The 13302-nt window shown below is 72.0% G+C and carries 7 protein-coding genes; 2 read left to right on the top strand and 5 right to left on the bottom strand.

Features of this window, described 5'->3' with window-relative positions:
* Positions 1-31 precede the first annotated feature (31 nt).
* Complete coding sequence (gene guaA, locus ACIP8W_RS20910) at positions 32-1615, bottom strand: glutamine-hydrolyzing GMP synthase (RefSeq protein WP_401956057.1); 1584 nt, start codon at positions 1613-1615, stop codon at positions 32-34.
* Positions 1616-1959: 344 nt separating this feature from the next.
* On the opposite strand from guaA, the gene ACIP8W_RS20905 reads away from it, so the two are divergent.
* Both ACIP8W_RS20905 and ACIP8W_RS20900 read left to right on the top strand, forming a co-directional pair.
* On the top strand, positions 1960-2274 hold the full coding sequence (locus ACIP8W_RS20905; protein ID WP_401956109.1) for a chorismate mutase: 315 nt from the start codon (positions 1960-1962) through the stop codon (positions 2272-2274).
* Positions 2275-2858: 584 nt separating this feature from the next.
* Positions 2859-3938, top strand: a complete 1080-nt coding sequence (locus ACIP8W_RS20900) for an LPXTG cell wall anchor domain-containing protein (RefSeq protein ID WP_401956056.1) — start codon at positions 2859-2861, stop codon at positions 3936-3938.
* 148 nt (positions 3939-4086) lie between these two features.
* On the opposite strand, the gene ACIP8W_RS20895 is transcribed toward ACIP8W_RS20900, so the two are convergent.
* From ACIP8W_RS20895 to ACIP8W_RS20880, 4 genes are all read right to left on the bottom strand, one after another.
* Entirely contained in the window at positions 4087-5985 is a 1899-nt protein-coding gene (locus ACIP8W_RS20895; RefSeq protein ID WP_402204090.1) for a GMC oxidoreductase, read from the bottom strand.
* Positions 5986-6045: 60 nt separating this feature from the next.
* Positions 6046-7680, bottom strand: a complete 1635-nt coding sequence (locus ACIP8W_RS20890; protein ID WP_401956054.1) for a succinic semialdehyde dehydrogenase — start codon at positions 7678-7680, stop codon at positions 6046-6048.
* A gap of 163 nt (positions 7681-7843) precedes the next feature.
* On the bottom strand, positions 7844-9577 hold the full coding sequence (locus tag ACIP8W_RS20885) for a serine/threonine-protein kinase (protein ID WP_402204157.1): 1734 nt from the start codon (positions 9575-9577) through the stop codon (positions 7844-7846).
* A 382-nt stretch (positions 9578-9959) separates the two neighbouring features.
* Positions 9960-13229: a protein kinase gene (locus ACIP8W_RS20880; protein ID WP_402204088.1), complete on the bottom strand. Its 3270-nt coding sequence runs from the start codon at positions 13227-13229 to the stop codon at positions 9960-9962.
* Positions 13230-13302 lie beyond the last annotated feature (73 nt).

Raw genomic sequence — 13302 nt, 5'->3', positions numbered from 1 at the left:
GATCAGGCGGCCGACCCGAGGCCCGGAGGGGTCACTCCCACTCGATGGTCCCCGGCGGCTTGCTCGTCACATCGAGGACCACGCGGTTGACGTCGGCGACCTCGTTGGTGATGCGCGTGGAGATCTTCGCGAGCACGTCGTACGGCATCCGCGTCCAGTCGGCGGTCATCGCGTCCTCGGACGAGACGGGCCGGAGCACGATCGGGTGGCCGTACGTGCGGCCGTCGCCCTGGACGCCCACGGACCGCACATCGGCGAGCAGGACCACCGGGCACTGCCAGATGTCCCGGTCCAGACCGGCCGCGGTCAGCTCCTCGCGGGCGATCGCGTCGGCCTCGCGCAGCAGGTCGAGACGGTCGCGCGTGACCTCACCGACGATACGGATCCCCAGGCCGGGGCCGGGGAAGGGCTGGCGCTGGACGATCTCGTCCGGCAGGCCGAGCTGCTGCCCGACCATCCGGACCTCGTCCTTGAACAGCTTGCGCAGCGGCTCGACGAGTTCGAACTCGATGTCGTCGGGGAGCCCGCCGACATTGTGGTGGGACTTGATGTTGGCCGTGCCGGTGCCACCGCCGGACTCGACGACGTCCGGGTACAGCGTGCCCTGGACGAGGAAGGCGACGTCCTCGCCCTCCGCGCCCGCCTCGGCGATGATCTCGGCCTGGGCCTGCTCGAAGACCCGGATGAACTCACGGCCGATGATCTTCCGCTTCTGCTCGGGGTCGGAGACCCCGGCCAGCGCGTCCAGGAAGCGGTCCTGGGCGTCGACCACCTTGAGCTGGACGCCCGTCGCGGCGACGAAGTCCTTCTCGACCTGCTCGGTCTCGCCCTTGCGCATCAGACCGTGGTCGACATACACGCAGGTCAGCTGGGATCCGATGGCCTTCTGCACGAGGGCCGCGGCCACGGCCGAGTCCACGCCGCCCGACAGCCCGCAGATGGCGCGCTTGGTGCCGACCTGCTCGCGGATGAGCGCCACCTGCTCGTCCACCACGTTCGCGGTGGTCCAGGTCGGCTCGATGCCGGCGCCCCGGTACAGGAAGTGCTCCAGGACCTGCTGCCCGTGCGTGGAATGCAGCACCTCGGGGTGGTGCTGGACTCCGTACAGCTTCTTCTCGTCGTTCTCGAAGGCGGCGACGGGGACGACGTCCGTGGACGCGGTGACGGTGAATCCGGCGGGCGCGGCGGAGCAGGCGTCGCCATGCGACATCCAGACGGCCTGCTCGGCCGGGGTGCCCTCGAAGAGGGTGGAGCCGGTCCGTGAGACACGCAGCTGGGTACGGCCGTACTCCCGCGCCCCGGTGTTGTCGACGGTCCCGCCGAGGACGGTCGCCATCAGCTGGAAGCCGTAACACATGCCGAAGACGGGGATGCCCGCCTCGAAGAGCGTGCGGTCCACGGTGGGCGCGTTCTCCGCGTACACCGAGGAGGGACCGCCGGAGAGGATGATCGCCCTGGGGTTCTTGGCCAGCATCTCGGCCACGGGCATCGTGGACGGCACGATCTCGCTGTAGACCCGGGCCTCACGGACACGGCGGGCGATGAGCTGGGCGTACTGCGCGCCGAAGTCGACGACGAGAACGACGTCGGGGGCGGCGGGGGGTGCTGCTGGCACGGGGGCGGCCTTCCGGCGGTGAAGAACAGGTCTGGGTTCTCCCGATTCTAACGGCGGCCGGGGACGCCTCGCGGACAGCTTTTCGTCTCACCATCCGAACCCGCGTTGCCCCGCGCGGGCGCGCCTGGTCCATACTGACCGCATGCGCACCCAGCTGACCTACGTCTTTACCTATGGCACCGGCCCGTCCGGCTGCCATGGTCGTGCTGCTTGAGCTGACAAGCGACTTCGACAGGCGCCCCGGGCCGACAAAGGCCCGGGGCGCCTGTCGCGTTCGGGGCCGTACGGCCTCCGGGGCTCCTCCCCTCCCGACCCTGACCACCAGGACCGGCGGGACCACCCGGATCACAGAAGACCAGGACCACCAGGAGCCCGACATGACCATCACCGAGAACACCGGCGCCCGTACGGACGAGGCGGCCACGCTCATCGGCGACGCGCGCGAACGTATCGACACCCTCGACGACCGGATCCTCGGCCTCATCCAGGAGCGGCTCGCGATCTCGTCCGTCGTCCAGGACACCCGGATGGCCTCCGGCGGCCCCCGCGTCAGCCTCTCCCGCGAGATGGAGATCCTCGCCCGCTACCGCGACGCCCTCGGCAAACCGGGTACGGCGCTGGCGATGACCCTGCTGGAGCTGAGCAGGGGCCGTATCTGAGCGGTACACCCCCGGCATCCGGGCGACGCCCCTCCTGCCGCAGCCGTACGGAAACCTCCGGCCCCGGATCTCACCCGTACGGTGCGTGACCGCCCCACCCCGGCCTTCGTTGGACCGTACGGGCGCGGAGACAGCACAAGCACAAGCAGCCGTGGCTCCGCCGGGGCGTGCGACGCACTGCAGGTGCGCCGTGGGACCTCGCCCCGGCGCCCGTGACCGGTCGGCAGGGGACAGCCGCCCGGTCCCACAGAAGACGGCCGGTTCCGGGGACGCCCGGGACCGGCCGTCCGCTTTCCCCGGTGAGGTCCCAGGCGAGGTCCCCGGCGAGTTTCCCCAGGTGAGGTCTCCCGGCGAGGTCCCGGTTCCTCCCGCCTTCTCCCGCTTCTCCCCCGAAGGCCCGGCCGCCGAATATATGCGTGATCCAGGACGCATAAAGATTTCGTCAAGAAGGCCACAACCATTATCGGGTGTCGCAGGTCTTGCATGCGACACCAACGGCCTCACCCATCACCCCCATAAGGGAAGGGCCCCACGACTCCGCACCGTCATCCACGCGGTGCGCCGGACTTCGCTGAGGTCTTTTCATGAAGCTTCGCCGCGCTATGGCCGTCGCCGCAGCGACCGCCGTCATAGCTCCCGCCGCCTTCCTCGCGGCCCCGGCCGCCTACGCGACCGACGACACGAACACGCAGACCTCCACAGAGTCCGCTTCCCCCGGCCCGTCCGACACGGCGACCGAGGACACGGAGACCGGTGGCGGCACCGGCGAGACGACCGAGCCCACCGACGAGGTCCCGGCCCCCACCACCGAACCGACCGACGAGCCGACCGAGCCCACGGAGAACCCGCCGGTCGATCCGACGGACGACCCGACCGACGAGCCCACCGCCGAGCCCACGGCCGAGTCGCCCGCGCCCTCGACCAGCCCCACCACCCCGCCGAGCGCCGAGCCGACCGAGCCCGCCGAGTGCCTGATCGACGAGGAGGACGAGGACTTCGACCTCGACTCCGCGCTGGAGCTGGGGATCAGCGGCCTGCCGGGCAGGATCACCGCGGGCAGCGGCTGGCACGCGTTCACCCTGCGCGCCACCAACACCTCCGACAAGGCGCTCGGAAAGATCGACTGGGCGCTGTTCATCGACAACGAGTCCTTCGACGAGGACGAGTCCAAGTGGCTCGGCACCTTCACCCAGGTCGAGTTCCAGGACAAGAGCGGCAAGTGGCTGTCGGCGGGTGAGCTCGGCACCGGCATCTACATCGGCGACACCACCCTCGGCGCCAAGGCGTACGTCGACCTCAAGCTGCGGCTGAACATCGGCGCCAAGGCCCCGGCCGGTAACGGCTACGCGGTCGGCCTCGCCGCCTACACGGACTCCGACACGAACTGCACCCTCCCCTCCTACTCCGACTGGGAGTTCGAGGTGCTGTCGGCCGGCTCGAAGAACGACAACCCGGGCAAGCCCAAGCCGGGCACCGGTGCCAAGCCCTCGGAGACGAAGCCGCAGGGTGGCGCCAACCAGCTGCCGCCCACCGGCAGCCTCGCCGAGACCGGTTCCTCCTCGATGGTCCCCGTCATCGGCATGGTCGGCGGGATCGCCATCGTCGCCGGTGCCGGTGTGATGTTCGCGATGAAGCGCCGTCGTCACGGCGACTCCGCCGTGTAACGCGTCACACGCGACAACAAAGCCAAGAGGCGCTGCACTCGGAGGGGGGTGCAGCGCCTCTTTTCCGTACCGGCGCAAGAACAGCCGCTCGCACCGCCGCGAAACGCCATGAGCAGCCATGAACAGCCACGAACAGCCGCAAAGGGAACTACCGCTTCCTGCGGTCCTTCTGCGGCGGAACCGCCGGCATCCCCAGGAACGGAAGCCGCAGCGCCGCGAAGGCATCCGCCGGGACCGCCGGGGTCAGCGGCTCGACCGGCACCGGCCCGGCGTAGGGCGCGCCCTGTTCGGGGCGGGGGTCGGGCTGCCCCTTGTTGGGCCAGAAGGACATCGCGCGCTCGGCCTGGGCGGTGATCGTCAGAGACGGGTTCACCCCCAGGTTCGCCGAGACCGCCGAGCCGTCGACCACGGAGACGCCGGGGTGTCCGTACAGCCGGTGGTACGGGTCGATCACGCCCTCCCGCGCCGACGCGCCGATGGCGCAGCCGCCCAGGAAGTGGGCGGTCAGCGGGGTGCCCATGAGTTCGCCGACGTTGCTGCCCGCGAAGCCGTTGATCTCGGCGGCGATCAGGGTCGCGGCCCGGGTCGCCTCGGGGATCTGCTGGGGGTTGGGGGCGCCGTGCCCCTGCCGGGCGGTGAGCAGGCCCTTGCCGGGGCCGGTCGGCCTGCGGTACGTGGTCAGGGAGTTGTCCAACGACTGCATGACCAGGCCGATGATCGTCTTCTCCGACCAGCGGTGGTTGGAGAGCGAGCGGAGCAGCAGCATCGGATGGCGTACGGCGTTGCCGAGCCAGCCCCGGATCCGCCGGTCGCCGTGCGGCACCTGGAGGATGGACAGCGCGCCCATCGCGTTGGAGCCCTTGCCGTAGCGCACCGGCTCGATGTGGGTGGCGTCGTCCGGGTGAATCGAGGAGGTGATGGCGACGCCCCGGGTGAAGTCCGCCTTCGGCGCGCCGTGGCGTGCGCGGTAGCGCCGGTCGTCGGTCTGCGCGCCCACCAGCGCCTCGGAGTTGGTACGGGTCAGCTCGCCCAGCCGGTCGGAGATCCGCGGCAGCAGGCCCTGGTCCTTCATGGTGTGCAGCAGCGTCTGGGTGCCGTACGTTCCGGCGGCGATCACGACCTGCCGGGCGCGGAGGGTTTTCGTACGGCCCTTCCGGCGCCCCTTTCCTCGTGCGTCGGTCGGGACGGTGAGCACCCGGAAACCGCCCGCCCGGTCCTCCGTCACCGCGACCACCGAGGTCATGGGGTGGATGACCGCGCCGGCCCGTTCCGCCAGATACAGGTAGTTCTCGGTGAGGGTGTTCTTCGCGCCCCGCCGACAGCCCGTCATGCATTCGCCGCACTCGACGCAGGCCCTGCGCGCGGGGCCCGCTCCGCCGAAGTACGGGTCGGCCGCCTCCGCTCCGGGCTCCGCCCTGACCGTACCGTCGGCGTCCCCACCGTCCCCGAAGAAGACGCCGACCGGGGCGAGGTGGAAGCTGTCGCCGACGCCCATCTCCTCGGCCGCCGCCTTCAGATGGACGTCCGAGGCGGTCATGGTCGGGTTGAGCCGTACGCCGAGCATGCGGGTGGCCTGGTCGTAGTACGGCTTCAACTCCCGCTGCCAGTCGGTGATGGCCGCCCACTGCGGGTCTTCGAAGAACGCGGCGGGCGGTACGTACAGCGTGTTGGCGTAGTTGAGCGAGCCGCCGCCGACCCCGGCGCCCGCCAGCACCATCACATGGCCGAGCAGATGGACGCGCTGGATGCCGTAGAGGCCGAGGGCGGGTGCCCAGAGGTAGTTCCTGAGGTCCCAGGAGTTCTTGGGGAGGGTCTCCCGGGTGAAGCGGCGGCCCGCTTCCAGGACACCCACCCGGTAGCCCTTCTCGGCCAGTCTCAGCGCGGAGACCGAGCCACCGAAACCGGACCCTACGACGATCACGTCATAGTCGTAGTCGTAGTCACAGTCGTGATCGTCGCGGCCATGACTGTTGCGGCCATGACTGTTGCGGCCATGACCGTCGTGGTCGTCGTGACCGGCTCCTCGGACAGGACCGTCCTGCGGCATTGGCTCTCCTCGTCGACACCTACGGCGTACTGATCTACGGCGTACTGAACGGCGAGCCGGTCACCGCAGCCGCAGCGCCTTCATCGCCCGCAGGCCGCGGTTCATGAAGGCCGCGTGCCGCTCGTCGTCCATCCCGAACCCCGGAGCCATCTGCACCAGCCGCTGCCGCGCCACGGTCTGCGACTCGGTGTACTTGAGAATGCCCTCGGAGCCGTGCCGCCGGCCGAGACCGGAATCCTTCATTCCGCCCATCGGGGAGCCCACGCTGCCGTACGCCGCCGCGTACCCCTCGTTGATGTTGACCGTGCCGGTCCGCAGCCGGGTGGCGAGGGCGTGGCCCCGGGCCGCGTCCTTCGTCCAGATGCTCGCGTTGAGTCCGTACGGTGTGTCGTTGGCCAGGTCGATCACCGCGTCCTCGTCGCCGAAGCGGTAGAGGGAGACGACCGGGCCAAACGTTTCCTCCGTACAGACCGCCATCGGCGGCACGACACCGTCGAGGATCGTCGGCTCGTAGAAGTACGGTCCGATGTCCGGGCGGGCGACGCCGCCCGCGACGACCGTGGCGCCCTTGGCGACGGCCTCGTCGACATGGCGGACGACCGAGTCGAGCTGGCGGTCGCCCGCGAGGGAGCCCATGTCGGCGCCGTAGGCGAGGGAGCCGCCGAGCCGCATCGCCTTCGTACGGGCGGCGAACCGCTCCACGAACGCGTCGGCCACCGACTCGTGGACGTACAGCCGCTCGATGGAGACGCAGAGCTGGCCCGCCGAGGAGAAGCAGGAGCGCACCGCGCCCGCCGCGGCCTTCTCCAGGTCCGCGTCGGCCAGGACCAGCATGGCGTTCTTGCCGCCGAGTTCGAGCGAGACGCCGACGAGCCGGTCCGCCGCGCCCCGGGCGACCTCGCGGCCGGTACGGGTCGAGCCGGTGAAGGAGACGTAGTCGGCGTGGAGCACGACCTCGGGGCCGATGACCGGCCCCTCCCCGATGACCACCTGGAAGACCTCGGCGGGCAGTCCGGCCTCGATCAGCAGGTCACGGGCCCACAGCACGGTGAGCGCGGTCTCGGTGTCGGGCTTCATCACGACGGCGTTGCCCGCGACGAACGCGGGCAACGCGTCGCCTATGGAGACTTCGAGGGGGTAGTTCCAGGGCGCGATCTGGCCGATGACCCCGCGCGGATGGCGCAGCTCGGTGACCTTGGTCAGCAACGGCATGACGCCGAGGTGGCTCTTCGCCCGCAGATACGCCGGCGCCCTGCGCCCGTAGTGCCTGGCCGCGACGGCGACGGACTGGACCTCCTCGTGGGCGTGCAGCCTGGCCTTGCCGGTCTCCAGCTGGATCAGGTCGAGCACCTCGGCCTGGCGCTCCAGGAGGAGGTCGTGGAAGCGCAGCAGGACCGCGGCCCGGCGCCGCACGGGGGTGGCGGCCCAGCCGGGCTGGACGGCGCGCGCCCGGTCGAAGGCGTGCGCCACGTCCTCGGGGGTCGACTCGGGCAGCTCCGCCAACCGCGCCCCGGTGAAGGGCGTGTGGTGTGCGGTACGGCCGGAACCGGCCACGCCCCGGATGAGCTGGGCGACCACCTCGGGGGTGACCACATCGGCGGCGGTACGGGCCCCCGCGGGGGCGGCGGCGACCGGGTTCGTACCGAGGGAGCCGGGGGTGGCAGGAGCGGCGGCGAGGGCCTGCGAGTCCGTCATGGGGCCGAGGGTATGCCGCTTCCAGCGCTTTGGATACCCGAGGGTAACCCTTTTCGGGCCACCCGCCGGAGGCCGCGGCGGGCCCCTTTCGCGACCCTCCGCACCCCGCCCGGATACCGCCGGTGACCACCCGCGGATAACCCCTGATCAGCCGCGCGCCCGCTCAGCCGGATTCCTCCGGCGGCGGCTGCCAGCTGCGCAGTACGGCGTCGAACTGCTTGCGGGTCGCGGCCCAGTCGTCCTCCGGGCCCGACATGAAGATCGCGTACTCCGTGGCGCTGTCGTCCGAGAAGTAGATCTGGTCGATCGCGCGCCGCGGGCCCGGGTTGCCCGTCCGCTCGGTCCAGGCGAACTCCCAGAGGGCGGACTTCTCGTGGTCCCGGAAGGCGTTGTCCCGCAGGCTGATCCGCCGGTAGTCGGGGAGTCGGCCGAGGCTCTTCTCCACATTCAGCATGTGCAGCCGGGGGGTCTCGAAGTCGGGCGAGTCGATGGTGATCCGCAGGAGATGGCGGCCCTTGTCCGGGGTGTAGTCGATGTGGGAGCTGTCCGTACGGCGCTCCCAGCCCTGGGGGACGTTGAGGCTGAAACCCTCCTCGGCCTCGATCCGGGTCCAGCCCTCGGAGACGGCCACCTCGTCGCCGCTGACGCCGCCAGTGGCGCTGTCCTGGGAATCGCCGCCTGCCGACACACCCATCGACGACGTCGAACCGCTCGCCGTGTCGCTGCCGTCCTCGTACTTCAGCGCCGCGAAGACCACCCCTCCGCCGAGAACGGCCGCGAGTACGACGACCGCGATCCTCTTGCGCCAGTGGCCGCGCGGGCCGCGTCCCGCGACATAGGTGTGCGCGGTCGGGTGCGTGTGGGAGAGAGGGGGAGGTACGGACGTACGTTCTTGCGTACCGGAGTGCGGACCGGAACGCGAGCCGGAGTGCGAGCTGGAGTGCGGACCGGAGTATGCGCCGGAGCGCACTCCCAGGTCCGCGGTCCCGACGTCTCCGTCACCGCTCCCCTCCCCTGTACGGGCGCTCGGCCGCGTCGGCTCGGGCGGCGGCGCCAGGTCGGTGGTGACCTCCTCCACATCGCCGTCCGCCAGTACGTTCACCACCGGGGCGCTCCCGGTCTGCAGCCGGTCCGCCGCGCCGCCCGCCGCGCCCTCCAGCACCTCGCGCAGCATCCGCTCGCCCTCGGCCACCGTGGGCCGCGCGTTCGGGTTCTTGCGCAGCAGCGCGGCGATCACGGACGCCAGCGGTCCGGCCCGGTCGGGGTGGACCGGCTCGTCACCGACGATGGCCTGCATGGTGGAGAGCGGTGAGGTACGGCGGAAAGGCGAGACCCCCTGCACGGCCGCGTAGAGCGTCGCCCCGAGCGACCAGAGGTCGGAGGCCGGTCCGGGGTCGTTGCCGCGTACCCTTTCCGGCGCCAGATAGTCGATGGAGCCGACGAGTTCACCGGTCCGGGTGATGGTCGAGTCGCCCTCGATCGCCGCTATCCCGAAATCGGTGAGCAGAACCCGGCCGTCCCCGGCGAGCAGGACATTGCCGGGCTTCACATCACGGTGCAGCACCCCGGCCGCGTGGGCCGCGCCCAGCGCGCCGAGGACGGCGAGACCGATCCTGGCCGCCTCGCGGAAGTCGACCTCGCCCTGCTTCACGACATCGGCGAGGGAGGGGCCGTCGACGTACTGCATGACGATCCATGGCCGGCCGTCGTGGTCGAGCACGTCATGGACGGTGACCACGGCCGGGTGGGTGATCCGCGCCGCCGCCCGCGCTTCCTTCTGGGTCCTCCGGTGCAGTACGGCGCGGTCGGCCTCGGAGACATAGCGTCCTGCGGTCAACTCCTTGATGGCGACGGTACGGTGCAACACCTCGTCGTGGGCGCGCCATACCCGGCCCATACCCCCGCTGCCGATGGACTCGCCCAGCCGGTAACGCCCGGTGAGCACCGGCCCCGCGTCCACGCCCGTATCCGCGCCCACACCTGTTCCCTCTGTTGTGTGTTCCACGTCCCACCCCGTTCCTCAGAACACAGGTTCGGAACACAGGCTACGGAGGGCACCAACCTGCGCGGCACCTAGGGCCACCTTCCACCACCCCACCGTGATACGCGGGCCGGGACCCGCGCACCGCCCGGACCAGCCATGAACTCGGCCTGAATACACGGCAGTACGCGCACCGCTCCCGGCGCGGGCCCCGCCGGGACGTACAAGAGATACGGGACGGTCACCACACCCGCACTCCGTCAGCACACCCCGCACACAGGCCCCGTGGGGGCCGGGGTCAACCGGTGACCCGGTAGGCGCCCGTCGCCTGCTCGTAGATCTCGTCGACCTTGTCCTTCTGGCTGTCCGGTCCGATGACCTGGATGATGTGATAACGGCCACTGACGATCATCGCGAGATTTCGCACGAAGACCGTCCCACCGCTGCTGTCCTGCCAGGTGTACTGACCCTCCGCCATGGCCTGGCGCCCCACATCGACCCGGCGCACCCCGGACGCGGTGGCCCAGGAGGAATCCCGGAAGGGCTGCAACTCCCGTTCCTTGTCGCGCTGGTAGGCCACGGGGTCCTCGCCGTTGTCCGCCACGCTGTCCCGGCCGGGCACGACGATGAGCGTGAAATCGCCGCCGACATAACGGACTTGACCGCTGTCGTTGATCGGGCGGCGCTGCCAGTCCTTGTCGACCGCGACCCGGAAGCCCTCGGGGTCGTTACGCAGCGTGTATCCGTCGGGGATGCTCTCCGCCGGGTCGGACGTCTGGGGCGCGGAGGTGTTCGGGTTCTTCGGGCTGTCGGAGGCGGACTCCTCCGCGGCCGGTTCCTCGCTGTCGTCGGAGTCCTGGGCGCCCGGTGTCAGCGGCGCTCCGGACGCGCCCGGATTCGCCTCGCCGACGCGCTGCCCCTGCTGCCGCGCAGGGGACTTGGGCATGAACATCACGGCGTACACGATGACCGCGACGAGCATCAGGAGTATCAGCAGCAACAGCGTGCGCCCCAGTGCGCGGGGGCCTCGGCCACGCCCCCGCTCGGCACGGTCCAGCCGGTCGGGCCGGTCCAGCCGGTCGGGCCGGTCGAACCGCTCGGGCCGGTCGAACTGCTCCGTACGGTCGAACCGCTCCGTACGGTCAAGCCGTTCGGGCAGCTCCTCGGCCGCGGACCGGCCGCCCTCCGCGTGATCCGGGAGGTCCCGGCGGTCCGCGTACCCCTCGTGGCTCTTGAGGTCCGCGCGCTCCTTGCCGTCCTTGCCCTTCTTGTGGCGGTGGCGTCCGTGCTCGGCGTCCCGGCCCCGGCGCCGGCCACGCCTGCGCACCAGCTCGCCCCGGCGGCGCACGATCGGCAGCCGTGTCTCGTCGGACGGCACCGGTACGACGTCCAGACCGGCCTCCGGCTCCGGAGCCGACCGTACGAGCGACCGCAGCCAGCCGCGCAGCTCCTCGAAGTCCGGCCGCTCCGTCGGGTCCTGACGCAGCAGCGACTCGACGACCGGACGCAGCGGGCCGCACTCCTCGGCGAAGGCGGGCGGCTCGGCGCAGACCAACTGCACCAGCTCGATCGCGCTCTCCTCCGGATACGGCGCGTGCCCCTGCACCGCGCGGTACAGCAGCGCGCCCAGCGCCCACAGGTCGGTGGCGGGCCCGATGGGCGGCGCCAGCTGCCAGTTCCCGTGGACGGGACCTGCCTGCTCGGGCGCCCAGCGCTCGGTGACCGCGCCGACGACGGCGATACGCGCCTGCCGGGCGCGCTCGGCGGCGAGGGGCGTGGCGGGGCCCCGGTACGCGGGCAGGTGACCGCCCGCCACGATGTCGTCCCAGCGTCCGCCGCCGACGCCCCGGGCCGCGGCGGCGGGCAGCTGCGCCGACCGGCGCTGCGAGTCGGCGCGCAGCGCGTCGCGGGCGCCACCGGGCCGGCCGCCCGCGCCGCTGGACCCGGAGTAGGGCGCTCCGCCGCCACGGGCGACGACGACACCGGAGCCGGAGCCCACACCGGAGCCTCCGCTCGTACCGGAACCAGTGCCTCCGCTCGTACCAAAGCCCGTACCGAAGCCCGCGCCGCTTCCGCCCGGCACCGGGATGCCCGAGGTGGCGCCGTCCGCCGGGCCGCCCGCGCCATGGCCGAACCCCGCCGAGCCCGGTACGTACGGGCTGCGGCCGCCCCCGGCGGGCAGGGAGCCCGCCGCGTCGCCCCACGGCGCCGGTCCGTCGCGCCAGGTGCCGGACAGCCTCGGCCGGTACGGGGTGGGCGGGTCGTCGTCCTCGTCGAAGTCGGCGTCGATGTCGGCGTCCGCGTCGGGATCAGTGGCCGCTCCCTCGGTACGGGGCCGCGCCCACCAGTTCGGGTCGGGGCTACCGCCCTGCGGCGGCTCAGGCCGCTCCTCCCCCGCCGGTTCCGGCAGGGGCGGCAGCGGGGTCGCCCCGGAGTTCTGGTCCTCGCCGGCGCGGGCGGCGGCCCGCGCTCCCGCGCGGTACGCGGCGATGGCCCCGGCGCGCGCGGCCCGGATGTCGCCCGAGGCGCTCCCGCCCGGCAGCGCGGGCTGGCCGCTGTACGGAGCGGGGACGCCCGGCGTGCCGTGGTGCGGGCGGGGCATGGCTCCCGAGGTGCCGGACGAGGTGCCCTCCCCGTACGGGCTCGGGGCGGGGCGCCCCTTCTCCAGCGAGGCGCGGCCCGGCGAACCGGGCACGCCCGCCGTCGTCTCCGGTGCGTACGGCGGGGCCTGCGCCCCGCTCCGGTCCGGCGGCGCGAACTGCCCGCCGGGACCCGACCCGGAACCGGACGCGGGCGCCCCCTCGGAAGCGCTGCCGGGAGCAGCCCCGGAACCGGTCCCGGGACCGGCCTGTGGCTCGTACTCCGCCGGCGTGTACCCCGGCGGAAGCTCCGTCCCCACCGGCCCCGCCCGTCCCACGGATCCCACCGACCCCACCGACCCCGGCGCGTCCTCGTCGAGGTCGACCGGATCGAACGGCTCCGGTACCGGCGCGTATCCGCACAGCGCCTCCTCGGCCGCGCCCGCCGCGAGCCCGGTCAGCACCACCCGCCCGTCGTCGCAGACCAGGACCGTACGGACCGTGATGTTCCGGTGGGTCCAGCCGTGCGCGTGCACCACGCGTACCGCCGTGAGCACGTCGGAGGCGATCTCGGCCGCCCGGAACGGGTTCAGCGGCTTCTCCGCGAGCAGCGCGGCCAGCGGCCTGGCCGCGACCAGTTCGCTCACTATCCAGAGCGAGCCCGCCTCGGCGAACACGTCGAAGACCTGGTCGAGCCGGGGATGGTCGGGGATCTGGGCGGCGCTCTGCGCGGCCTCGATGGCCCGTCGTACCGCCGGATCCGTGTGCTTGCGCACCGAGGAACGCCCGGGGACCCGGCGCGGCGCGGCGGTGCCCTCCGCGTCGACGACCTCGGCCTCCACCACCTCCGGCAGCGGCACCTGCCGGACGAGGACTTCCTGCCCGCTGTACGTGTCGAAGGCGCGGGTCTCGACGAGTTCGTACTCGTCGGAGGGCGGCAGGGGCAGGCGATAGCGGTCGGCGAGCACCCGCCCCGCGTATTCGTCCACGACGCCTCCCCCACAAGTACGCTGTCTACCGGTCCCGGAGACCCACGAAACCGTCAATTCCGGTCATTTACCG

Source organism: Streptomyces sp. NPDC088554 (genome assembly GCF_044752945.1).
Lineage (GTDB): Bacteria > Actinomycetota > Actinomycetes > Streptomycetales > Streptomycetaceae > Streptomyces.
This window is presented reverse-complemented; position numbering and strand designations above follow the sequence as displayed.

Bases quoted from the DNA above. Each gene is read 5' to 3' on its own strand.
- ACIP8W_RS20900 (WP_401956056.1), top strand. From the start codon at position 2,859: ATGAAGCTTCGCCGCGCTATGGCCGTCGCCGCAGCGACCGCCGTCATA.
- ACIP8W_RS20895 (WP_402204090.1), bottom strand. From the start codon at position 5,985: ATGCCGCAGGACGGTCCTGTCCGAGGAGCCGGTCACGACGACCACGAC.
- ACIP8W_RS20890 (WP_401956054.1), bottom strand. From the start codon at position 7,680: ATGACGGACTCGCAGGCCCTCGCCGCCGCTCCTGCCACCCCCGGCTCC.
- ACIP8W_RS20885 (WP_402204157.1), bottom strand. From the start codon at position 9,577: ATGGGCCGGGTATGGCGCGCCCACGACGAGGTGTTGCACCGTACCGTC.